Annotated in this window: 19 protein-coding genes and 1 pseudogene; 14 read left to right on the top strand and 6 right to left on the bottom strand. The window is 56.4% G+C overall.

Translation table 11 applies throughout. The annotated features are described in order from the left end of the window. Window positions 1-89: 89 nt before the first annotated feature. From FJV43_RS16465 to FJV43_RS16455, 3 genes are all read left to right on the top strand, one after another. Window positions 90-809 carry a recombinase family protein gene (locus tag FJV43_RS16465; RefSeq protein ID WP_239628543.1) on the top strand — a complete coding sequence of 240 codons (720 nt, stop codon included), beginning with the start codon at window positions 90-92 and terminating at the stop codon, window positions 807-809. A 544-nt stretch (window positions 810-1,353) separates the two neighbouring features. Further along, window positions 1,354-1,758 (top strand): very short patch repair endonuclease, encoded by a 405-nt coding sequence (locus FJV43_RS16460; RefSeq protein ID WP_239628542.1) that lies wholly within the window; start codon window positions 1,354-1,356, stop codon window positions 1,756-1,758. A 64-nt stretch (window positions 1,759-1,822) separates the two neighbouring features. Further along, window positions 1,823-3,151, top strand: a complete 1,329-nt coding sequence (locus FJV43_RS16455; protein ID WP_239628541.1) for a DNA cytosine methyltransferase — start codon at window positions 1,823-1,825, stop codon at window positions 3,149-3,151. Here FJV43_RS16455 and FJV43_RS16450 read toward each other — a convergent pair. Further along, entirely contained in the window at window positions 3,127-4,044 is a 918-nt protein-coding gene (locus tag FJV43_RS16450) for a hypothetical protein (RefSeq protein WP_239628539.1), read from the bottom strand. The two genes, FJV43_RS16455 and FJV43_RS16450, sit on opposite strands and share 25 nt — an antisense overlap. 149 nt (window positions 4,045-4,193) lie before the next feature. On the opposite strand from FJV43_RS16450, the gene FJV43_RS16445 reads away from it, so the two are divergent. The 3 genes from FJV43_RS16445 (at window position 4,194) to FJV43_RS16435 (ending at window position 7,351) form a co-directional block, all read left to right on the top strand. Then, window positions 4,194-5,603: an ATP-binding protein gene (locus FJV43_RS16445; protein WP_239628538.1), complete on the top strand. Its 1,410-nt coding sequence runs from the start codon at window positions 4,194-4,196 to the stop codon at window positions 5,601-5,603. Beyond that, window positions 5,600-6,640 (top strand): O-methyltransferase, encoded by a 1,041-nt coding sequence (locus tag FJV43_RS16440; protein WP_239628536.1) that lies wholly within the window; start codon window positions 5,600-5,602, stop codon window positions 6,638-6,640. Before FJV43_RS16445 ends, FJV43_RS16440 begins: the two co-directional genes overlap by 4 nt. A gap of 267 nt (window positions 6,641-6,907) precedes the next feature. After that, on the top strand, window positions 6,908-7,351 hold the full coding sequence (locus FJV43_RS16435) for a hypothetical protein (RefSeq protein ID WP_239628534.1): 444 nt from the start codon (window positions 6,908-6,910) through the stop codon (window positions 7,349-7,351). Window positions 7,352-7,531: 180 nt separating this feature from the next. Here the strand turns inward: FJV43_RS16435 and FJV43_RS16430 are convergent, their stop codons facing one another. From FJV43_RS16430 to FJV43_RS16420, 3 genes are all read right to left on the bottom strand, one after another. Beyond that, the gene (locus FJV43_RS16430; RefSeq protein WP_239628532.1) at window positions 7,532-8,392 is read right to left on the bottom strand and encodes a DUF3800 domain-containing protein; all 861 of its coding nucleotides are present in this window, start codon (window positions 8,390-8,392) and stop codon (window positions 7,532-7,534) included. 515 nt (window positions 8,393-8,907) lie between these two features. Next, entirely contained in the window at window positions 8,908-10,437 is a 1,530-nt protein-coding gene (locus tag FJV43_RS16425; protein WP_239628530.1) for a S8 family serine peptidase, read from the bottom strand. Window positions 10,438-10,502: 65 nt separating this feature from the next. Further along, a complete protein-coding gene (locus tag FJV43_RS16420) occupies window positions 10,503-11,261 on the bottom strand; it encodes a DUF1353 domain-containing protein (RefSeq protein WP_239628529.1) in 759 nt (252 codons plus the stop codon). Window positions 11,262-11,575: 314 nt separating this feature from the next. Here FJV43_RS16420 and FJV43_RS16415 point away from each other — a divergent pair, with 314 nt between their 5' ends. Together FJV43_RS16415 and FJV43_RS16410 are read left to right on the top strand one after the other, a co-directional pair. Then, complete coding sequence (locus FJV43_RS16415) at window positions 11,576-12,346, top strand: hypothetical protein (protein WP_239628527.1); 771 nt, start codon at window positions 11,576-11,578, stop codon at window positions 12,344-12,346. A 584-nt stretch (window positions 12,347-12,930) separates the two neighbouring features. Continuing rightward, window positions 12,931-14,694 carry an SUMF1/EgtB/PvdO family nonheme iron enzyme gene (locus FJV43_RS16410; RefSeq protein WP_239628525.1) on the top strand — a complete coding sequence of 588 codons (1,764 nt, stop codon included), beginning with the start codon at window positions 12,931-12,933 and terminating at the stop codon, window positions 14,692-14,694. Between the two features lie 741 nt (window positions 14,695-15,435). Here the strand turns inward: FJV43_RS16410 and FJV43_RS16405 are convergent. Beyond that, window positions 15,436-15,651, bottom strand: a pseudogene (locus tag FJV43_RS16405) (recombinase family protein); the annotation flags it as partial. A gap of 209 nt (window positions 15,652-15,860) precedes the next feature. Here FJV43_RS16405 and FJV43_RS16400 point away from each other — a divergent pair. Then, window positions 15,861-17,642: a caspase family protein gene (locus FJV43_RS16400; RefSeq protein WP_239628515.1), complete on the top strand. Its 1,782-nt coding sequence runs from the start codon at window positions 15,861-15,863 to the stop codon at window positions 17,640-17,642. Between the two features lie 342 nt (window positions 17,643-17,984). After that, window positions 17,985-18,146, top strand: coding sequence for a hypothetical protein (locus FJV43_RS16395; protein ID WP_239628513.1), 162 nt, complete (start codon window positions 17,985-17,987; stop codon window positions 18,144-18,146). A gap of 35 nt (window positions 18,147-18,181) precedes the next feature. On the opposite strand, the gene FJV43_RS16390 is transcribed toward FJV43_RS16395, so the two are convergent. Beyond that, window positions 18,182-19,453, bottom strand: a complete 1,272-nt coding sequence (locus FJV43_RS16390; RefSeq protein ID WP_239628511.1) for an MFS transporter — start codon at window positions 19,451-19,453, stop codon at window positions 18,182-18,184. Between the two features lie 579 nt (window positions 19,454-20,032). Between FJV43_RS16390 and FJV43_RS16385 the strand changes: the two genes are divergently transcribed. The 4 genes from FJV43_RS16385 (at window position 20,033) to lptB (ending at window position 23,501) form a co-directional block, all read left to right on the top strand. Beyond that, window positions 20,033-20,647, top strand: coding sequence for a ribonuclease D (locus FJV43_RS16385; RefSeq protein WP_194390615.1), 615 nt, complete (start codon window positions 20,033-20,035; stop codon window positions 20,645-20,647). 161 nt (window positions 20,648-20,808) lie between these two features. Further along, window positions 20,809-21,552, top strand: a complete 744-nt coding sequence (gene lptC / locus FJV43_RS16380; protein ID WP_239628509.1) for an LPS export ABC transporter periplasmic protein LptC — start codon at window positions 20,809-20,811, stop codon at window positions 21,550-21,552. Continuing rightward, window positions 21,549-22,268: an LptA/OstA family protein gene (locus tag FJV43_RS16375; protein ID WP_239628507.1), complete on the top strand. Its 720-nt coding sequence runs from the start codon at window positions 21,549-21,551 to the stop codon at window positions 22,266-22,268. Before lptC ends, FJV43_RS16375 begins: the two co-directional genes overlap by 4 nt. Before the next feature lie 222 nt (window positions 22,269-22,490). Beyond that, entirely contained in the window at window positions 22,491-23,501 is a 1,011-nt protein-coding gene (gene lptB / locus FJV43_RS16370) for an LPS export ABC transporter ATP-binding protein (RefSeq protein WP_239628505.1), read from the top strand. Window positions 23,502-23,585 lie beyond the last annotated feature (84 nt).

Raw genomic sequence — 23,585 nt, 5'->3', positions numbered from 1 at the left:
TGAGTCAATTTGACTCGCTGAAATGTTTGGGTCGCCGAGTTACAAAATCGCCTAACGACCATTAGGCAGTTTTGTATGGAGCGGATGGCATGAAGATCGTGGCCTACAGGCGCGTTTCGACGCAGAAGCAGGGTAAAAGCGGTCTGGGTCTAGAAGCTCAGGAAGCAGCCATTCAGGAATTCGCTCGGAGCCGAGGTGCACGGATCATCCGGGAATACACTGAGGTTGAGAGCGGCAAGACCAACGAGCGGCCCCAACTCGCGGCGGCGCTGCATCACGCAAAGGTCACTGGCGCAACGCTGGTGATCGCCAAGCTAGACCGTCTCTCTCGCTCAGCATCATTCACCCTCACCCTGAGAGATAGCGGTGTGAAGTTTGTTTGCTGTGACATGCCCGAAGCCAATGACCTCACCATCGGTGTGTTGGCGGTGGTCGCTCAGGCTGAGGCTCAGGCTATCTCTAGGCGCACAACGGACGCGCTCAGGGTGGCCCGCAAGCGGATTGCGGAGACAGGCCAGAAGACGCACCGCAAGGTCAAGCGCCTTGGCAACCCCAACGGAGCAGCGGCCTTGAGGCGGGCAGGGAAGGGCAACATGGCGGCCATCGCCACGGTCTCATCCAACGCGGACCAACGCGCTCGTGACCTTGCGGAGGTGGTGAAGGATATCCGGGCTAGCGGTGCGGCCACGCTGGAGGCCATCGCCAATGAGCTAAATGGCCGCGAGATGATGACGGCGCGTGGTGGCCGTTGGCATCCGTCCTCGGTAGCAAATCTGTTGAGGCGCCTATCTCCGGGGACCGCTCGTTAGCGCTGCGTTTCCAAAGAGGCCGACTGAAGAGGCCACGTGATCAGCGGCAGGAGAGGGGTACGGGGGGAAATACGAACGCCGCCGTCACGAGGTCACCCTTCGCGTGAGTGACCTCAAAACTAGTCGGGCAGCGAAGAACTCAGTCAACGAGCGTTGACGCCATTGTTATCGACGTGGGATTCGCTCGCCAATCGGCGTGACATGAGTCAAATCGACTCATCCAGCGTCGTCGTCGTAATTCACTCGATGGTACTCGATGGTCTAAAAAGGATCGGGTGGCAGAGAGGGGCGCATTGCCGAGTGACCTGTTGCGGTACTCAGAAGTTGACTCATGGGACGGGGGGAAATCGGATGTACTTTGCCGCGAGGTCACCCCTCGAATTTGCGCCCCTTAGAAAAAACCGCGCCGGTCTCAGAGCGGATGCAGGTCTCGCTTCGAAACTAGCGCCTGCGTCCTTTTCGAACGCCAAAACCGACACTAGATTAGGAAAGATGAAACGTGGTTGAAGGGGAAGGGCCCTCGCCTCTCCGACGGTATGTGACAATGGACACCCGTACCCCAGAGCAACGCCGGATGATCATGCAATCGGTGGGAGCTAAGAACACCGGGCCTGAAATGGTGGTCCGGAAGTTACTTCACCGCGCGGGCTATCGTTACAGACTTCACTCTGCAAGGCTTCCTGGCAAGCCGGACATAGTTTTCCCAGTCAGGCGAAAAGTAATATTTGTTCATGGCTGTTTCTGGCACGGTCACGACTGCCCAAAAGGCCGGCTGCCGAAATCTAGGACAGACTTTTGGCAAGCCAAGTTGGATCGGAACAAGGAGAGAGACACCTCTGCGATTGAGCAACTGGAACTACTGGGTTGGACGCCTTGCGTAATCTGGCAATGCGAGACGAAGGATGCAGTGCCCCTGCTGAGACGGTTGAAATTTTTTTTGGAAGGTTGATCGATTTCGATCGACTTGACATTCCAAATCAGCTAAAGCTCGGAAAGACCTCGGGGGACGATAAATGGCAAGGCCGCTCGGAATTGATCTTTTTGCCGGTGCCGGTGGAATGTCGCTCGGTTTCGAGCAAGCTGGCTTCGATGTCGTAGCGGCCGTTGAGATAGACCCGGTCCACGCAGCAGTTCACGAATTCAATTTTCCCAAATGTGCGACGATAGCCCAATCGGTTTCTAGTCTGACCGGAGCGGACATTCGTCGTATGGCAAAGATTGGGGATCGGCCCGTTGATGTAGTGTTTGGTGGAGCTCCTTGCCAGGGTTTCAGCATGATCGGTCAGCGTGCCCTCGAAGACCCTCGGAATGCTTTAGTCAGAGACTTCGTGCGCATCGTAACGGAGCTTGAGGCCCGCTATTTTGTTTTTGAGAACGTCAAAGGACTAACAATTGGGAAGCATCGCGCATTCCTCGATGAATTGATCCAGGCGTTCGAGTCGGCCGGTTACGAACTGCGGCTGCCCTGGAAGGTACTAAACGCGGCCTCCTTTGGAGTTCCGCAAAACCGCGAACGACTCATCTTGATGGGGGCGCGGCGTGGCTTGAAGGTTCCGGAGTATCCACCCAATAAAACACGAGCGGCCGGCACTCCCGCAGACTTGGAGAATCTTCCAGAAGGCCCCAGCTGTGAGGATGCGCTGAGCGACTTGCCGGATGCGGAAACATTTTTGGAGCTGCTAGAGGCCGATGCGGTCAAGGTTAGAAAATGGCCGCAAGGACGCTCTTCTTACGCGAGGATGCTGCGCGGATTGGACAATGAGAGCAATTATTTTGGCTATCCACGCGAATGGGTGCCGTCACTTCTGACGTCAAGCCTGCGAACCGACCACTCGGATATTAGTCGGCGCAGGTTCAAGGCCACGCGAGAAGGAGAGGTCGAGCCAATTTCTCGATTCTTCAAACTGCCTCGCCGCGGTGTATCCAATACCTTGCGTGCCGGTACAGATGCATCCCGAGGAGCATTTACTAGCCCTCGGCCACTCCACTACGAATTCGCTCGTTGTATCACCGTGAGGGAAATGGCGCGTCTTCATGGATTTCCAGACTGGTTTCGCTTCCACCAAACGAAATGGCATGGAGCAAGGCAAATCGGAAATTCGGTTCCTCCATTGCTGGCTATGGAAATTGCGCGGCGTATTATCAAGGCGCTGGGCGCACGTCCCACGCGTCCGAGGGCGGCAATAGCTCTGGGAGATCCTCAACTTTTGAACCTCGATATGGCGGAAGCTGCTCGGTTTTGGGGGGTCGCTCCGCCCATAGGCAAGAGAAATCAAAAGAGTGGAGCAAAGAAGCGTAGTCAAATCGAAATCGAGAATCAGTTGTCGGTTAGCGGTATCTGACGATTTCTTCGAGGACGCTTCGGATTCTTGTGCCCGATGCCAGGGACCGGAGGAATGAGATTGTACAGAGCCTCCGACGCGAGGTTTAGGCCGGGTAGTTGATCTTCGGGAAGATCAGACATTGCTATCGTCCACGGTTCAAATTCCGCAATATAGATGCGGCTTCCGTCCATTGCCTTTATGGCCAACGGAATAATCAGGCTTATATCAATGCCAGCAAGTCTAACTGATCTGCTCGCTGCAACTACTTGCTCTATGATCTGATGGTCGAGAATTCGTTGTCCCTCTTGCTTCGCTTCGCAAGTAACTAGGGCTTTCGTCAATGTGCCATCGTGATCTCGAAGATGCGCCAGGAACAAGCTGTCGATCTCCGAGGAGCCTAGTTTGACTCCGGTTTGAAGGTGGCTGACTTCCTCAACATCCTGTTTGGAATGTGTTGCGAGGTGCGTCTGAATAATACGAAGTTCTACTGCGACCTGGACGAGCCAAGATTCGTCTTGTCGACCCAAGCTTCGTTTAGCCAGTGAAAGGCTGACCGCTTCGATAGGAAGAACAGGAAGAGACGGATCTGGCATATATCGGTTTGGAAAAGGTTCGTTCTGTCCTTCTAGGAAATCGACAAATTCAAAAACTCTACGGCCGCTTGGTCGCTGACGGGCACCAATTCTCATCGAGGTCAGTCGAGGCGGCCAATGGTCGCTGGCATTGTCACCTCGCACCACGTCCTTCATGAAGTTTGCGGGATTTCCCGTCGAGAGCTTCAACCCAAATTGTGCATTGCAATGTGTTATCGCCTGTACAACGTCATCTCGATCAACGACACGCCGACCTTGCCCCTCCTCCGCAAGCAAATCCCAGAGATAGTCTATGACTAAAGTTTTCTCGGATGGCATTTGAGTTTCTCAAAAACAGAAGGCGGCAAACTCATCGGTGGCTAGTAATCCCCAAGCGAGTTTCAGCGACTATCGGATTCGCGCCGGGGTTGCAACGGTCCGGAAAGTTCGGATAGCTTACCCTCAGCTGAGGAAGGGCGTTTAGCGACATGGCAAAGAAATCAGTATCGGCATCCCCCACAAAGAAATTCTTCGTGGAAATGATCACGCGCGATATCGAGCTTGGGGACGCAATCCTCGATCTGCTGGACAACTGCATCGATGGGATCCTACGGTCGAGGAGGGGCAGCACTAAAAAGAAGCCCTACGCGGGATTCTTTGCTTCGATTACCGCGAATAAGGACCTCTTCGAAATAAAAGATAACTGCGGAGGGATACCCGAGTCGAGGGTTCCTTATGCCTTTCGTATTGGTCGAGAAGCGGGAGATGCCAGCGAAGATATCGAGTCGATTGGAGTGTACGGTGTAGGTATGAAGCGCGCCATCTTCAAGATGGGCCGGCACTGCGTAATCACAACGCGCAATTCAGAGTCGAGCTTCTCTGTGCCTATCGACTCGAACTGGATGGCCGACGACTCGGATTGGCAATTGCCGGTTCTAGACGCTGAAGAGGATCTCAAAGAGGCGGGAACAGTCATTCGCGTAACGAAACTGCTCAAATCGGTGCAGTCTGAGTTCGACCCCGAAGCATCCTCGTTTATCGATGATCTCAAGAAGAAGATATCGGGGTTCTTCTCGTTCATTTTGGACAAAGGTTTCGAGGTCATCGTAAACGGGGAACACATCCAAGCAGCCGATTTTTCACTTCTCTTCCCAGACAAGTTTCCGAAAAAGGAGACTGCCCTTATCAGTCCGTATGTTCTTGAAGCTCAGATTGGGGATGTGCAGGTTGAAGCAATGATCGGCTTTTATCGGCCGCTCGCAAAAGAAAATGAAGTGGAGGGAGAGAATCTGCGCCCGCGCTCGCGTGAGGAAGCGGGCATCTCAGTCGCTTGCAATGACAGAGTCGTTCTGTTCAAGGATAAGTCTCGCCTTGTGGGTTGGGGAACTCGAGGAGTGCCGTCTTTCCACAATCAGTTCATCTGCATTTCGGGTATCGTATTCTTCAAAAGCAAGGATACGTCAAAACTCCCCCTAACGACAACCAAGCACGGACTTGACACGGGCTCCGACGTTTACTTGACCGTGCTCGAACTAATTGCTGTCGCGCTGAAGAAGTACACGGTCTTCACAAATAAATGGAAAGGTAACGAGGGCGAAACGAACGACTTCTTTGCAGCAACGAGCCCGGTCGCTATTCATAATTTGAGGGAGAACGTTCCCGACGATAAGCTCAAAGTCGTACCGAGAATGTCTGCGTATGGAGACGTCAAGGAATGGAAGCCTGATCTTCCTCTTCCGGTATCGGAATCTACGAACAAGAGAATAGCATTTTCGCGCCCAATCTCTCGTATCCGAACTGTGTCGCGATATCTTTACGATACCCCAGACGTGTCTCCTGCGGAAATTGGCGCTAAATGCTTTGACCGCGTTCATGCTGAAGCGGGGCGCCGGAAATGAGTGGAGAAAGCGTAGCCTATCACCTTCGCCTCAATAAGTTCATCGAGCGAGAACTATTCTTCGAACTCTTGAGCCGACTTAAGCCAGGCGTCCCTCGGCAGGACCTGTCGCGATATACTTACGCGTCGATGGGCGGCAAGTTTATGGAGGATCTCAAGATCGCAAATCATAGGCTCGGCATAAGAGATTTGTTTTGTATCGAGAGCGACAAAACGACGTTTGGGAGGCAGCTCTTCAACAAGCCGCTTTCCTGGATTCAATGTCTTCAAAAATCCAGCGACGACTTTATCAATGACTTCGGAAATCTCTGCGAAAGTCGCAACTATCCGAACTTTATTGTGTGGCTCGATTACGCAGCAGCTAACAAAAGGGGCAGCCAGCTAACGGAATTTCAGTCACTAGTCGCTCAAATGTCCGACTTTGATGTTGTTAAGATCACACTTAATGCGGACGTGAAAACGCTCATGGGACGACCGCTTGCGCCTACAGAAACCGATGAAGGTACAAACGTTGATATTCTAGAAAAGATTCGAGAAGAGGCGTTTCAAAGATTGTCGAATCAATTGGGCGCCCTGATGCCCGCAGGGTTCGACAGTCAGCGTATGCGCCAAGATGATCTTCCCAATCTCTTGTTGGAGGCCGTCAGGATTGTTGCCGTAAAGGGAATGTCGGGGCGGCCCCGTTCGCGGATCGTGCCTCTCGCAATCAACAAGTATTCCGACGGTCACCAGATGTTAACAGTGACAGCGATTATCCTGCCAGTTGCCGGTGAGCACGATTTTCTTGAGCGTACAAAGATCGCTGAGTGGGCTTTCTTTTCTCCCGACTGGAACACAATACATAAAATTCATGTCCCAGATTTGTCTCTTCGCGAGAAGTTAGAGATTGATCAAAAATTGGGAAGAAACCCGATAGTCAAAATTCATCGTGACCTACCGTTCAAGCTTCACAAGAACCGCGAAGCATCGCTTGAGATTCTGCAAAACTACGCGGTTCACTACGAAAGATATCCTTCTTTCGGCCGGTACATGACTTAACTTAACTGCACGTTCGTTTCGAACGGTGAGATTAATCCGATGCCTTTGGTCTTTGCTGAAAGTCAGTTTACCGAATCGGGTATACGGTACGCCGATCAAACTGGGATCTCGTATCAATTTCCCCGACGATATCGAACGCTCATACAACCCGGTGAGAACTTCATCTACTATCGCGGTCGAAAGAAGCTTCGTGGTCGGCAACTGCCTGTCTACTTTGGAGCGGGAGTCGTTGGCTCAGTCACTTCGGACGTTTCCGATAGAGATAGGATGGTCTGCGAGGTGCTTAGCTATCGCCCCTTCGATACGCCAGTGCCTTTCAAATCTGACACGTATGGATATCTCGAGGTCGGTGGAAGCCGACGCGGATATTTCCAGCCGGGCGTCAGGCGGATATCGTTGGAAGAACACGATGCCATCTTGAAGCGGGCAATGGGTGGATTACCCGAGAAGCTGGCGCAAATGGAGGGAAGCGAGGCCCGCGGGCTTTCCGCTTTGCGTATGGCAAAGGTGGCCGCTCAGACAGCCGATTATTCGAAAGGTCAAATTGTTGAAAGAACGGTCAAACGAAAGGACTTGGACATTGGTTTCGAGGACCTTGTTGCTTATATCGAGGATCTGATCGAAAGGCAGAATGGTAGATGTGCCCTTTCTGGGTTGGAGTTGCAGTTCGATGCAGTCGAGGCCGATGTGGAGGCTCTTGTGCTCGCTTGATCGCATTGATAGCAGCGGGCACTACTCGATCGGAAATTTGCAAGTCGTATGCAGATTTTTGAATCGGTGGAAGAATGACGGGAACGACACTGAGTTTCGGCGACTTCTCGCATTGTTGAGATCGGAGTGCCGTGTGTTGCCACTCACCACGTGGGACGCTGCTTCTGGATCACTGCGAGACTAATTCTGTGATTCCTTTAGTCCGTATCGCTGTCGCCATTGGGCGCGATGAGTCGCTTGGCATTCCGAGAGAAACGAGTGGACTACATTTTCCTCGACACCAGGTGATTCAACGAGCGTCGTTCGGTAAGTTCTTTCGTGGACTTTTTCATAACAGGCAGCAAAGAAGTTCTTTGCTTCCACGGGCCACTCGTCCCGATATCCACCCTCACACTCCAAGAACTTTCTGGCCAAGAAAATCACGAGATCGGATAGTTGTATTAAGGGATGTTTCGTCGAGTCGACTGGATAGCTGAATTCTACGATCCATTTGAGCTGTCGCGCTTGGGGAATTTCGTACCGCCGGTAATGCGTCAGACTATCGATCTGTGGCTGAAACATCTCCTTGTGGTCAAGTATGATCATCCCTCGTGCCGAGCGCCCTAGCTGCTCGCGGACGTATTTTTCGATGTATGTTATTAGATAGTTGAATCCTAGAAGATATGGAATCTTGCAATCTATTTTCGCGTGATCGTTTTGCAGAGTTGAAGCCAATAGTTTGGCCTTGTCGATTGCGATGAGATGCACCGCGTGCTTGCGCTCTGCGACTAAGTCTAAAAGCGTGTGGGCAAATCCATTCCGCTCTGCACGTGTTCGGCCAGAGAACGGGCCGGTTCCTGAAGCGAGCTCGTGCGCGTGAAGCTCAAACCCATCCGGTACAGCTCCGTCGAAGAATGTTGAGAATGCCGCGTTCACTGCAAGAGTGGTTTTGCGCCAGCCTTCATCGGTAACACTGAGGCCGCCGATCACAAAAATCGGTTGTTCAGCGCTCGCTAAATCGGCGCCGGTGCATCCTGTCTCATCCAAATAAAAAAAGTGCATTCCGACGTGCGCTCCTTCGAGACACAATAGGTTCGCAGAGCGTAACTGCAAGTTGTGGATTGTGGCGAATGATGCGGAGACTTCGTTCCGTGTTCTTCGGGCAAGTTGTCGCGAAGCAAGACTGAACCATCTTTCGCCAAGTGAAAACACTAGGAGTAAATTCAACGCAGTGGAGATTGGCCGTCGCAATCCCACGGGCATCCCCGTTGATTTGCTTATACGTCCGAGCCCTACCCGGTCCGGGACCGGTTGCCCGCCGCGTATGCCTCACGCTTGCGGTAAGACGTCAAACGAATACTTGAGATGTCTATCGAACCTACAGGCCGACACCGACTTAAGTTTCAATAGTTAAGCGCGGGGCAGAGTGCATACGATGATGGTATAGCGAGACGCGAGCGCAAGCCCGGAGCCCCGTGCGGGCGCCAAGTGTCGCACAAATTCTCCGACGATGCGTCGCATCTCCAGAACGCGCCGCTTACTAGGCCCATTCCCTAGCTGCTCCGCCGCCACCTGAATCAAGGGCATTTCGCAAGTGCGGCTTTGAGCTTGAGCATTGGAACGCCGGAATCGGACTTCACACCGCTTGCTAGGATACATTCGAGCGCCTCTTGTCCGGAGTAGTTCTTCTGGACAAGGCGAAACAACACTAAGCCGGAAGAACAATATGGCGACGCCATCGATGTGCCGCTCATTTCTCCATACGCGCTCTTAGTTGGCTGCCGCTGAGCGTTGAAAGCAACTGTGCTAAGAATATTGACCCCAGGGCAAGAGATGTGGCCGCCGGTATTTGAAAACGGCGCTCGCTTTCCCAACTTGTCATGCGCTTCAACTATGACGCCGCTCTTTATTCCTAATTCCCTGGCTGTGATCGCGGCCCAGTTAAAGGGGCTCGCGTACTTTGCGTCGATAGGCGGAGTGAGGCCGGCACTGTCGTTGCCAGCTGCAGAGAAGATGATCTTGCCCTTCTTCTCGGCATTCTGGAGGAGCGTCACAAGGAGCGGCCCTTGGATTTCAACGAGCGATCTCCATTGACTAGATTCCGGATTGTCGGGATTTATGCCGAAATTACTGATCCAGTTGTATCCTAAACTGATGTTGAATACAGAAACGTCGTCGAAACTATCTACAAAGCTCGTCAAAGAAGCCAGTATTTGACTAAATAATGCGAAAAACTTTGTTACCTGCCCTGGCTGTACACTTTCAAAGAAGACATCCCCGTACCTCGCTCGGATCAAACAATTGGGAATCACTCCATTGATCCCTGTCGCCTCTTTCACGCGTCCGCAGGCAATGCCTGAAACATGGGTGCCATGATCTTCAATCGGCGTCGAATTCAAGAGGTCGATGTAAACCAAATTGCGGTGTCGCCCGAAGCCGACATCCATGACACCAAAGATAGCTCCATCGGACGCGCCCTCCAAAGCCCACAACTGGTCTGCCTCTATATCTTTGATGCCCCAATCAAGCCTCGTCGCGTCGGTTTGATCGGCCACGTTGGTCGCGATCATGAAATTGGCGACGTCGGCCTGCCCCCGTAGAACCAAATCAGGAGTCGCCTCTCGGACTCGCGGATCTTTCTTGAATTGCGCGCTAGCATCCAAGAGGCCCCTTATCACAGCGTCATTCGCACTGTTGTCGGTGAGCTTGGGTTGAAAAAAGCGGCTGAGATCAGTTCGAATTTGAACGGCGCCAAGAGTAGGAAAGGTCTTTACCACCTCGAACTTGTTTACTTTTACGTAATCATCAATCTGAGACTGAGTAGTGTCGGGTTGAAACTGAACAATCATGGTGTCCTGCGCCGCGATTGCCACCGTGCCGTCTGCCCCCGAATTGGTGGACTCGTTACTCGGACGACCAGTCTTAGAATCGATCTTCAGCTCTTTGAAAGCTCGGGGACTCTTCGAGGAACCTTCATTTCGCGGTGTGATCGCTTCGATGGCCTGCCGCGTCTCGAGGCTTGGTGTCAGAGCCATATCTCGAGATGTTTGCGCATTTGCAGCGGTCGAGCCAAGAAGAATGAATGTTAACGTTGTCGCCAACCTCATTGCCTGCCTCCATCTTGCTCTATTGCGTTCCCTGTAGAGTGACCCCAATCGATATGCCTGAGTCGCTATTCGCTCACGAGGAAAACGTTTTCGCCATGGCTCAGCGCGGCCAGAAACTCAAGGTCCTTCAAAGAGAGCGGGGTGCCGCGAAGTTCGCTTAGCTTGATCTTCTGTTCGACTTGCTTCAGCTCACTCGAATGATCTGTTGAAAAATTGGCACCTTCTTCGGCGTAAACTTTTCCGTCGGCCAAAGTGATCGGAGCGCTAGTAACGACTCTGCCGCCTGCCGAAGCACTCAGCTGCACCGGCGCGGTAAAAACGCAGTTTTTTCCGCAAGGCACGCCCTTTGCCAAAACTCCCCAATGTGGGCCAAAAGCATAGACCGCAAAATACATCGTCTTTGCTTTCACTATATTTACGTTATTGACCAACATCGCCTGATAGAAAACTCGCGCGGTGTCCCTCCAGGACCTCACTCGATGTGCTCTATGAGTGTAGTGATCGTGAATGACGGCCGCGGGAAGAAAGTCAGGTTCAAATGATTCGCCAACAAATGGCTTGAGCAGGTCAGGTATTGTGGCGCCGTCCGTTGTGTCGCCCTTTCCAGCTTTCCAGACAAAATTGTCGGAGTCGACGAAGTAAAGGTCTTCGCCTAGGAGTTTTGTTGTCCCGCTGAGGTCGGCCGGGTTGTCCTTCAGCAGCAACTTTCCAATAAAGCACGAATTACATGGAGGCGGATCCGGTAGATCATTCGCCGAACTGGCGCCCATTAAAAGAACTGAACTAAGAGCCGGCAGCAAAATCTTCCAGCTTGCAAGGTTCATGTGCCCTCCTACCCACGGGCTATGAGTAATGCGTTTTCGATAACAACGCATGCTGGCAACTTAGGGCGTCAAGGCAATAGACCTACAACTAGCATATCCCGGCCGCTCCCTCAAGCCACAAGATTCGAAGCTCTCCGGCTGGATGCGTATCGAGAACGCAACACCGGCGATTTTTTCTCACAGCCCCTTGACGAAGACCGGGAACGTTACGTCCAATTGACCCCGTATTTTGATTTTCGCGCCGGAGCTGAATTATGCTTTGTCGAGCGCTATTAATTTTGGGTTCGTCCCTCTTATCTTCCGCTTGTGCGATCATGCCTGATTTGCCTCCAGACTGGGCAATGCCTCAGCAGCAGATCCTACTTCACGTAGCATGTGAATTGCAGCATTCGCTAAGGGCCTTCGATGGAGTCACTGATCCGAGGCAGTTCGACGCGCGCGGATGGACAATAAAGGTCACTCTCAATCCCAAGGTGGATGCGGACATACAGCCGGGCGCTGGGCTCACGCGAAGGTCTCCAGCGACTTCTGGAGCCGCACGTTTCGTTACGTGGGTGATCGGAGGCGGTAATGGCTATTCGTTGGATATGAGAGGAGAAAGGACCGGCAGCGTCGACTTTGCGTTTGATTCAGCGAAGCTCATTGACGACGATAAATTGCGTTGTGAATACGAAGCACCTTCATATCATGCTTTGACCAAGTATCTTGGGATTCAGAAGTGGCTCCATCATTCGGTCGCAGCGATGCAGCGGACAGGATCGAGAATCGATAAGCCGAGCTTCTCATCGGATGTGCTAATTAAGTTCAGCGGCAGTAGTGGCTACACGTACACCTCCCCTCCAGGCACAGATTTGTTAAATCTGTCCGGTTACTACCAACTTCAAGAAACTCTCAACATCAATCTGACGGCCAAGCCCTCGGTGGAGAAAATCGTGGCCGTGACACTGCCGATCGGTGGGCCCGGTTCGCCGAAAAATGCAGGGAGAGCTCTAGTCACATCTACGGCGACGATTTCTCAAGAAGCTCGATCTGACCTTCAGCAGATTGAGCAAGCAATCAGAAATCAACGAGTGCCCCTACAATGATGTTGTGATGGAGAGACGCCTTGGACCCTGCAACTGTTACAGCCGCAACTGCCGCTACCGCTGCGAAAGTCGCGGCATTTCCAACAACCTTGTTGCTCTTGTTCTTCGTAACACCGCCCGCCAACGGGCCAAAGAGCGAAGCTACCAGCCTTTGGTCCCTACAATCGACGAGTCAGCTTCAGACCGAAAATCCTGAGATGTGTACAAAACTCGCTTGGGACATGATAAATGAAATGAAGCCCGTGAGAACGCTGACCGTACGAGCGTATTGTCTCTGCCCCTCCGGTAACGGAACTAACCTTTGCTTCAATCCGGAGCAGGCTAGCAGCGCAGCTGCCTCCGCAGACCCTGCTAAAAAACCGCAGCCGACCACGCTTCGAGTTGGGCCAGATACTTACAAGCCTAGATAGGTGAGTATCGTGAAAGGCCAACGGAAACAATGTGCGCAGTCTGACTCGAGCTCTTTCTGCTTAGAGATTTCACGATTTTCACGGTTCAAGGGATTTTTTAATCGCGCAAAATGCTGGCTCCTTATTTCGATCTTGATGTGTGTCGTCGGATCGCAGCCGGCGGTGGCGCAGCCTATGTTGAGCATTCCCGACGGCCAATTCGGGAGAGCTTACTTCATCCCACCCCAAAGTACGAATTACGAAAGCCTGTCTAATCCCGCAAATCCAAACTATGAACCGGTTTCAAAATTTCTGCCGCCGCACCCCGTACAGAGGGCTTCGCTAGATGTCGTCCGAGTCGATATACAGCTGACAAATGGACGGCAAGAGGCCTGTTCCGGTATTTTGATTACCGAAAAATATTTGCTCACAGCAGCCCATTGTTTTTATAGCGCCAAGGATGAGCTTCATGCGTTGGCAGCGGTACAATTAAGGCGAAGCTTTTTCGGAACGGAAGTTGATGATGGCGAAGGCACTGTACTCAAGGTAATTCTTCCACCTGTTGAGCATGACGTTTCCATAGATTATGCGATCATCACGCTAGCTGAGCCCATAGCGGGTATTTTCGATAAGCCGAAGATTAGGAAGCAGCCGATACTACCCTCCCTAAATCTCGCGATAATCCATCATCCCCTTGCTCAGCCAATGCGTGTGACCCGCAGAGATTGTCTGATGGTCGATAAAAGGTCGTTCAGTCTTTCCGAAGTGCGCCATCGGTGCGACACCCTCCCGGGAAGTTCTGGCGCGCCAATTTACGATGAGATTACCTTCGAGCTGCTTGGTATTCACACGCAAGGTTTTCCACCGTCACCAGATAAATCGGGTTTCAATTCCGGGGTCCCGATTCTTAAGATTCTCGAGAACAGCAAAATTGCCAGTCAGGTTTGGTCTGAAGCCTCGGTCAGTCCAAAATCCGCCAAGGAACCAGAAGTGCGGTTGCGGCCGCCGGAAGCTCGTACCGAAACGCAGACTGCCATAAGGACTACTAAGCAATCCGTTTCCTTCGCGCGGTATCTAATTTGTCCTGTTGGGAAGGCGGACTGTCAGCTGGGGCCTGGAGTGGATTTCAAAGATTGTGCAATTTGCCCCGTTATGAGAGTTGTGCCTCCTGGGCAGTCATTGATGGGATCGACCAGCGAAGACGTAATAAGGTATGAGAACTACAATGAGAGTCCGCAACGCCTGGTTGACGTTCAGCGCGCGTTTGCAGTCGGCAAATTCCCGATCACAGTCGAGGAATATTCCATCTTCATTAAAGATGCGCAGTATATCCCGGAAGAATCCTGCAATGTCATGACAAACTTTCAATGGGGCGTGAAGCCGGGCAAATCTTGGAAGGATCCAGGATTTGTCCAAAGTGGTCTCGATCCGGTCACTTGCGTCAATTGGAATGACGCCAAGGCATATGCGAATTGGCTTTCGACAAAAACAGGGCAAAAATATAGGCTTCTTACCGAAGCCGAGTGGGAATACAGCGCTCGCGGACAGACGAGCGCCTACTACTATCCTTATCCCTTTGATATTTCGGACACCTGCAGTTACTCGAATTTTGGGGATTACTCATATTCGCAAGCGAGCGGCCGTCGTATCACTTACAGCTGCAACGACGGTTATGTGTTTACCTCCCGCGTCGGTGCTTTCTTGCCTAATGCTTTTGGCCTCCACGACACCGCTGGCAACGTTCTTCAATGGGTCGAAGATTGCTATTTTAAAGAGCATGATGCTCGAAAGCGTGACACAGCCGCTCGGGTTCTTTCAGAGTGCCCAACACATGTCTTGCGTGGAGGGTCTTGGGACTATGCCTTTCGCGGCCTGAGATCGGCCTTCAGGCGTATCGGTGGTACACTGGTTCGGAAATCCGAATATGGAATCAGGGTGGCTCTCGATATCAGCCCATAACAACCCGGTGACGTCGGAAACTTGGATCTGTGTCGGAAGCACGGCGTCACGGCGCTGAATGACTTCAAAGAAGTGGTCACGCTCGAGGGACCCGGAAAGCTGTCCGTTCGTGCGCGGGGCATCCGGGGTGAGCGAAGGGCGGATGATCGAGCACGGCAAGCCGAAGACCAGCGCCTTAGCTACATTGCGCCAGGCAAAGCCATGCGGAACGTCTTCATTGTCGCGCTTCGAAGCTGGCGGGTGATTACCACGACGCAAGACCACAGTCGCAACTCGGATACAACTCACCGGCGCCGGGATTTGGTGCTGCGCTATACGAAGCCCCGGCCGCGCCCGTCGTTAACCACCGGCCAACCGAGCAATCCGAGGGCGAACTGTTCCACCCCTCTGAGATAGGTCAAGCCGCTCGTGCAAGTGTGCAACTGACATGCGTAACATGGCTTGCAAAACTAGCAAAATTCTCTAGTGATGTCAGCGACTAAGACGGCCGGCCGGGCAATCCTTTCCTGGGCACCATCGCTCGGCGATGTTGTTGATTTCGCTGAAGTCCCTGTTATTCAAGGGTGATCGACCGTCTCAACTGGTACACAGAGACGGGACACATGCTTCTGCGAATGGCTTCTCCTATCCGCCGCGACGGCTCCTCCGTTCACTACCTCCGAAAGCGCGTTCCCGCTGACCTGACCGACAAGGCGGTGGGCGTGGTGCTGCGTGTGCCCGTGGGGATGAGACTGCGGAAGTGAACTCCCTGATGGTGTCGCAAACGTCGCCGTAGTTGCGTCCGAGGCGGTCGATCCAGCGAACGACGAGAACGTCCCCGCTGCGGAGAATGTCGAAGAGGCGCTTGCCCTCAGGGCGTTCTGCGAGGCGAGTGCTGATCACCGAGACGCCATGATCCGCGACGACGCGGTCGATCTTGAAGTCTGCCGCCTCCGCTCTGATCAGTGTCTCCCTAATGGCGTCCTCGGCCTTTCACGGATTGAACGGATAGAACCTCCCGAGTAGCCACGCCGGGAATGCCGGCCCGGCACTCGTTGCGGCCCGGTAGGCGATGCCTTCTATCCGAATGGGGACAATCAGAGAGCTAAGGTGACTGGCGTCACAGAGCCGGAACTTGCCTTGCGACAGTCTTTGGATACGCTGTACGGGTGTTATTCGGGGCGACGATGGGCACGTTTCGTTGGTTTTCATTGTTCTTTTTTATCTGGCTGACGTGCGGTTCGGCCCATGCCGAACGCCGTGTCGCGTTGGTGATGGGCAATTCCGCCTACAAGAGTGTGCCCCGGCTCGCCAACCCCGCCAATGATGCCGCCTTGGTCGGAGGCATGTTCAAGAAGGCCGGGTTCGATCTGATTGACGTCCGGACCGATCTCAATGGCGTGGAGATGCGTAAGGCCCTGCGTGAGTTTGGCAGCCGCGTACGTGATGCGGAGGTCGCAGTCATCTACTACGCCGGTCATGGCATTGAGCTGGACGGGACCAACTACCTGATCCCGACTGATGCGGCGCTTGAGACCGACAGCGACGTGCTCGATGAAACCGTGGCGCTGGACCGCGCTCTGTTCGCCGTGGAGCCTGCGAAGCAGCTTCGCCTCGTCATCCTCGATGCCTGCCGCGACAACCCGTTCGCCAAGACCATGAAGCGCACCGTGGCCTCCCGCGCTATCGGGCGCGGTCTGGCCAAGATTGAGCCGACAAGCCCCAACACCATGATCGCCTTTGCCGCCAAGGCGGGATCAACGGCCTCGGATGGCGATGCCAAGAATAGCCCATTCGCCGCAGCTCTTGTTGAGCGGCTGCCGACGCCCGGTCTCGATTTGCGCAAGGCGTTTGGCTTCGTCCGCGATGATGTCTTGAAGAACACCAGCTACAGGCAGGAACCCTATGTCTACGGTTCGCTCGGCGGCGATGACGTGCCGCTTGTGGCAGCGAAGCCGACAGCAACCGGCCCTCAGGCAAGCCCGGAAGACGCTATTCGCCGGAACTATGAGCTTGCCCTGCAGCTCGGCACTCGGGATGGCTGGACTGTTTTCCTCGTTCAGTATCCTGAGGGCTTCTACGCAGGCCTCGCAAAGGGTCAACTCAACAAGATCGCGGCGGAGGAAGCTCGCGCAGTGGCCGCAGAGAAGGCACGGCAGGCTGAAGAAGACAAGGCGCGGCTTGCCGCTGACCGTGCAAAGAAGGCCGAACAGGACAAGGCGGCCGCTACGGCCAAGGCCGCCGAGAATGCACGGCTCGCCGCTGAGAAAACCAAGGAACTCGAAGAAGCGAAGGCGGCAGCAGCAGAGCAACGGCGGAAGGAGATAGAGGCGGCTGTCGCAAAGGCTCTGACCGACAAGCAGGCTGCGGAGAAGAAGGGCATCCCCGAAGCCGATCCGAGGATTGCTGCCCTGCCATCACCGACACCTTCCCCCGCCCCGGCGCAGTCGCCGCAACAACTCGCCTCGTCGGTGCAATCCGAACTTCGCCGGGTCGGCTGTCTTGCCAATGCGGAGAACGGTGAGTGGAGCGCCAAGTCACAGCGCTCCCTGACGTTGTTCAACAAGTATGCGGGAACGAAGCTCGACACGACGCTTGCGAGCTTCGATGCGCTCGATGCGATCAAGGCCAAGCCAGGGCGGGTCTGCCCGTTGGTCTGCGATCACGGTTTCAAGGCCGATGGCGATGCCTGCGTGAAGATCGCATGTCGGGCTGGTTATCGCGTCAACGACGATAATGAATGCGAGAAGGCCCAGGACAAGAAGCCGGTCGCCACGCGTGAGGATGTGACGAAGCGGGACGCGGAGCGTAAGAAGATCGAGGCTACGCCCGCGAAGCCACAGTCGAGCGGACAGATTGTTTGCAATAGCGCCGGCTGCCGGCCAGTGTCCAAAGGTTGTCGATTGGAATTTCGTAGGGGCGGTAATGCGAACACCCACACCGGCGAAAGTGTTGAAGTTTGTAACTAAGTTATGGCCGGCCCGCCCGCTTGTGAATACGAACGGTGACCTGGGGTCCTGCTCCCGTTGTAACGACGTATAGTTTCAGACAAGACCGAGCCATGTAGGTCGCGACTATAGATTGTGTCTGTAACTGTTGCCTGCGGTACACTCGACTGGTACACAGCAGTCACCTATCGGTCGAGGATCGCAAACAGATCCAGATAGATAAGCCCTTTCAGAGTGCTGCGTTGGCATTGGGCCATGAGCCGAGAAAGTGCAATGCGCTGTGTCTTGGGATCGTCCGTCTTCTTGTGCCTCTTGATCGGTCTGTGTGCTTCTGCGAACGCCGCCGCAAGAGGGCATCACAAGTTGCGACATGTCATCGTTCGGCCGGGCCAGGCCACGGCTCCAGTCTATGTCACTCCGAATGGCGTGCGCATCTATCGCGACGACTCCGTTCCCGGCGGTCTGCGGACCGACCACGATGATCCTCCCGCCTATGACGATCCATCCAAGTTCGGCGGCGGCTGATCTGGGAGCCGGGCTGCTGCTGCGGCAAGGTGCCCTCACACCACCTGCTTCCCCGCCCGCTCCGCCACCGCCTTCTGCACGAAATACATCATCACCAGCGTGATGATCGTCGTCGCGACGACGACGTAGCCGATCCGGTCGAAATGGATCAGCGAGCCGTCGGGCGCTTGCGCGATGATCGCGCCGGCGAGCACCGAGCCGAGCCCGCCGGAGAGCTGCTGGAGCGAGGCGCTGACCGCGCTGAAGGAGCCGCGCTGGCTCGCGTCGGGGATCGCCGACATCAGCGCCTGCGACGGGATCATCCGCGAGAAGATGCCGACGAACATCAGGACGTTGACGAGGATCGCGGTCGCCAGCGAGACGTGGCCGAGATTTGTGTAGATCAGCACCATGACCACGGTCATCGCGCAGCCGAACACGAAGGTCGGATATTTGCCGAACGCATCGCTGGCACGTCCGACCAGCGGTCCCGTGACGATGCTGAACAGGCCGGAGACGAGATAGATCGTCGGCAGATGCGTGATGTCGATGCCGAGATTGTGCACGGTGTAGGCGCTGGAGAACGGCATCAGCATGTAACCGCCCGTTGCCAGCAGCGTCGTGACGGCGAAGGCGAGCGTATAGCGTGGCTGACCGATCGTCGCGATCAGATGGTGGAACGGGTTCTTGTCCTGCTTCAGTTTCAGATGCGCATCGACCGGCTCCATCACGACGGCGATGATTGCGATCGCTGCGATCGACACCACGACGATCGCAACGAAGCAGACATGCCAACTCCAGTGATTGGCGAGAAACAGCCCGGCGGGAATTCCGAGCACCTGGCTCGCGGCGAACGCCGTCTGGAGGAAACCCATGACGCGGCCGCGCAGGTGCAGCGGAAACAAGTCGGTGACGATGGCGAGCACGACCGCGCCGATCACGCCGCCGAACAATCCGGTCACGATCCGGCCGAGCAGCAGCACATGGTAGTTCTGCGCGGCCGCGCAGAGTGCAGTGCCGAGCGTGAAGCCGACATAGAAGAACAGGAGCAGGCGTTTGCGATCGAACCGATCGGCGAAGCCGGCGGCGAGGATTCCCGAAATGCCCGCACTGAATGCGTAGGCCGACACCGCGACGCCGAACTGCCCGGCCGTGATGCCGAGCGAGGGCATCAGGATGGCGCCGAGCGGCGACATGATGATGAAGTCGAGGATGATCGTGAACTGCGTGAACGCCAGCAGCGCGATGAGGAGCGCCTGGTAGCGCGAGAAGCCGCGCTGGCGTTTCCCTTGGTCGTCGATCGGCGCGGCGAGCGTCTGTTCGGTCATTGGCACTTCATTCGTCGTGAGCGGGCGAGGGCGGAGAGGCCGGCAACAGATAGGGTGCGCCGGGGCGAATTGCAGCGGGCCGGCCTGAAAACCTGCTCTGCCGGAAAGAGCGGGCGGCCCATCATTTCGCGCGCCGTGGAAGGCGTGAATCGCCTTGATTGTGCCGCGGCTGATCAAGCGCTTCAGCGCCCAGCATGCGCGAGAGTGCAGGACCAGCTGATCCCTCCAATTCCGGCTAAGGCCTGATGGGATGAAGCTTGATTGCTGCAACGACGGAGGTGCACTCCCTCGCCCGCTTGCGGGAGAGGGCTGGGGAGAGGGTGTATCCCAAATGGGACAATCCCCAAGAGGAGAAAGCCCTCTCCCGCACGCGGGAGAGGTGAACGGCCCGCGGCGATCGATTCAACCTGAAGCCATTCCGCTTTAGGGGATCGCCGACCTGCACGCCATCGCCGCGATCTGACCGGGCCATCAGGTCATGGCGCCGCTTGCGTGACCTCTCGCCAGTGGCTACATCGCGGTCCATCCGTTTAGCCTATGATATCGATGCACCGATTCGACCCGAGGTTTTGACACGCCATGACCGTACGTCTGCACCGCGGCGACTTGCCCGACCTGTCCCGCTACACCGGAGCGGTGGCGATCGACACCGAGACCATGGGGCTGAACCCGCACCGCGACAGGCTCTGCGTGGTGCAGCTTTCGCCGGGCGACGGCAGCGCCGACGTGGTGCAGATCCCCCGGGGGCACACCGATGCGCCGAACCTGAAGGCGCTCCTGGCCAATCCGGCCGTCACGAAGATCTTCCACTTCGCGCGGTTCGACATCGCGGTGCTGTACCAGACCTTCGGCGTCATGACCGGGCCGATCTACTGCACCAAGATCGCCTCCCGCCTGACCCGCACCTATACCGACCGCCACGGCCTCAAGGACCTCGTGCGCGAGGTGCTCAACATCGACCTCTCCAAGCAGCAGCAATCCAGCGACTGGGGTTCCGACAGCCTGACCGAGCCGCAGCTCGCCTACGCCGCCTCCGACGTGCTGCATCTGCATGCCTTGCGCGAACGGCTCGATGCCATGCTGGTCCGGGAAGGCCGCAGCCAGCTGGCACAGGCCTGTTTCGACTTCCTGCCGACCCGCGCCTTGCTCGACCTCCAGGGCTGGGCGGAAGAGGACATTTTCGCGCATTCCTGAGGCCCGGCGCGGCGGTTAGCCTGAGGTTGCCGCCCCGTTTCGGACACTTTCGTAACGGCCTGTCGCCGGCTGCATATTTGGGCGGCGCCGGATACAATGGGGCGCCCGTCGACCGGACGAGGCGAGCGATATTTCAGGAGCCCAGGACTTCAGGAGCCCAGGTGAATTCGGCCCAGAATCCCACCTACGACGCCGCGCTTGCGGCGAAGTTCGCCAGCGCGGCACGCCACAGCCGCCTGGTGCGGATTCTGCGCATCGCGGTTCCGGGTGCGGTGCTGTTGTCCATGGCCGCCATCGTCGGCGTCTCGATCTTCAATCCGTTCCGCATGCTGATGCCGAAGCTGCCGCTCGATTCCGGAAACATGGTGGTGTCGGGGACCAAGATCACGATGGAATCGCCGCACCTCGCCGGCTTCACGCCGGACCAGCGGCCCTATGAGCTCTGGGCCAAGACCGCGACGCAGGACATCACCGACCCCGATCATGTCGATCTGTCGGACCTGCGCGCGAAGGTGCTGATGGAGGATCGATCGACGCTTTTCCTCGATGCCCGCACCGGCCGCTTCGACAACAAGCAGCAGCAGCTCGAGCTGCACAAGGACATCTTCCTGCGCACCTCGACCGGCTACGAGGCGCGGCTGAACTCGGCCTTCGTCGACATGGGCAAGGGCACGGTCTCCTCGGACGAGCGCGTCGACGTCACGCTGACCAACGGCACGCTGACCGCGGATCGCTTGCGAATTACCGAAGGTGGTGACGTCATCCGCTTCGAAGGCAACGTGGTGATGCACCTGGACAAGCTGGACGAGCAGCCCGCGCAGCCCGCCGCCCAGCCTGCGCCGCCCGAGCCGGCGCCGCCTGCGAAGACGCGTACGCCTCAGAACAAGTCTGCCAATTCAAGATGATTTTCATGATGAACTGTTTTCCGCGCGACGCTGTCGCCAGCAAGGCCGCGCTCGCCGTCGGTCTCGCACTGCTCGTCACGGGTGCGGCCTTTGCACAGAGCACGATGCAAGGCGTGCCCAACGCGATGCAGGGCTTTTCGCAGAACCGCGATCAGCCGATCCAGATCGAGGCCGCCTCCTTGGAGATGCGCGACAAGAAGAAGGAGGCGACCTTCGCCGGCAATGTGAAGGTCGTGCAGGGCGACACCACCATGACCTCGAAGACGCTGGTTGTGTTTTATGACTCGGGCGATAAGCCGGCCGCGCCGCAGCCTGCGCCGAAGGGCACGAAATCGGCGCCGATGCAGTCGGCGACGCCGGGTCCGGGCGGCAGCTCCTCGATCAAGCGGCTGGAGGCGCGCGGCAATGTCGTGGTCACCCAGAAGGACCAGGTGGTAACCGGCGAGACCGCCGTGTTCGACACCCGGACCAACCTCATCACCATGCTCGGCGGCTCGGGCGGCCAGGTGGTTCTGACGCAGTGCAAGAACGTGCTGCGCGGCGACCGCCTGATGGTCGACATGACGACCGGCGTGTCACGTGTCGAATCCGACAACGGCCGCGTGCAGGCGCTGCTGCCGCAGGGCGGCAGCAATGATTGCGGCCAAGGGGGACAAGGGGCCAAACCCGGCGCGGCGCCGCCCCTGCAATTGCCCGGCGCAAGTAAACAAAAGTAAATTCAATCACTTGTCTCGAATCCTCGCGATCCGAGGTTGAAGCTTGCCCGGCGAGGCTGTATCTAGCGCGCAGGGCTTTCGAAGCGGGATCCGCCGCTTTTCGGGCGTGTTTCACTGGGCATGAGACATCCCTTCACTCATGCTGCCTCGGCGAACTGAAAGGCCGGTGCGGCAGATCACGCGAATTCGCGCAGGATCGTCGCGAAAAGGCTAGAAGGCGGGATGGTCGATCTCTTCAGCATGTTCCGTCGGCGCCCCGCCAAGCGCGGCCGGCCAGGATTTGCGCGTCAGGACATCACCTCGCTCGGTGACAGCGTCGGCGGCCTCGTGACCAGTCCCATCAGGGACGCGCAGCCGGTCGCCCGCGACCAGCCGATGCGCGCGCCGGACCAGTTCCGGGATGACTACCAGGCCGGCTATCAAGTCGAGCCGCCGCGTCCGCAGGCCGTTCACCCGGTCAGGGCCGCCGCGAGTTCCAACGGCGCGGGCGGCCCTCAGCTGCTGAAGCGGCCCGGCTTCCTGGCTGTGCATAGCGTGGAAAAGAGTTTCGGCAGCCGCCAGGTGGTGCGCGGCGTCAGCATCTATGTGCGCCGGGGCGAAGCGGTCGGCCTGCTCGGGCCGAACGGCGCCGGCAAGACCACCGTGTTCTACATGATTACGGGCCTGATCAAGGCCGACCGCGGCGCGATCGAGCTCGACGGCCACGACGTCACCAAGCTCCCGATGTATCAGCGCGCGCGGCTCGGCATCGGCTATCTGCCGCAGGAGGCCTCGATCTTCCGCGGCCTCACCGTCGAGCAGAACATCCGCGCCGTGCTCGAAGTGGTCGAGCCCTCGAGCAAGAAGCGCGAGCAGCAGCTCGATTCGCTGCTCGACGAATTCAACATCACGCGCCTGCGCAAATCGCCGTCGATCGCGCTGTCCGGCGGCGAGCGCCGCCGCGTCGAGATCGCGCGCGCGCTGGCGACGCGGCCGAACTACATGCTGCTCGACGAGCCCTTCGCCGGCATCGACCCGATTGCGGTCGGCGACATCCAGGACCTCGTCCGCCATCTCACCAACCGCGGCATCGGCGTTCTCATCACCGACCACAATGTCCGCGAGACGCTCGGCCTCACCGATCGCGCCTATATCGTCTATGCCGGGGAAATCTTGACCGAGGGAACTCCGGATGAGATCGTTGCCGATCCGGACGTACGCCGCCTTTACCTTGGCGAGGAATTCCGCCTCTAGCCCGTTTTTGCGTTTCGTCAAGACGTGTACATCGGGCTCGGACTAGGATAAGCAAAAATCGGACCAATTTTTGGGAACGGTTCT

The sequence above is a fragment of the Bradyrhizobium sp. I71 genome (assembly GCF_022354745.1).
Classification (GTDB): Bacteria; Pseudomonadota; Alphaproteobacteria; order Rhizobiales; family Xanthobacteraceae; genus Bradyrhizobium; species Bradyrhizobium liaoningense.
This window is presented reverse-complemented; position numbering and strand designations above follow the sequence as displayed.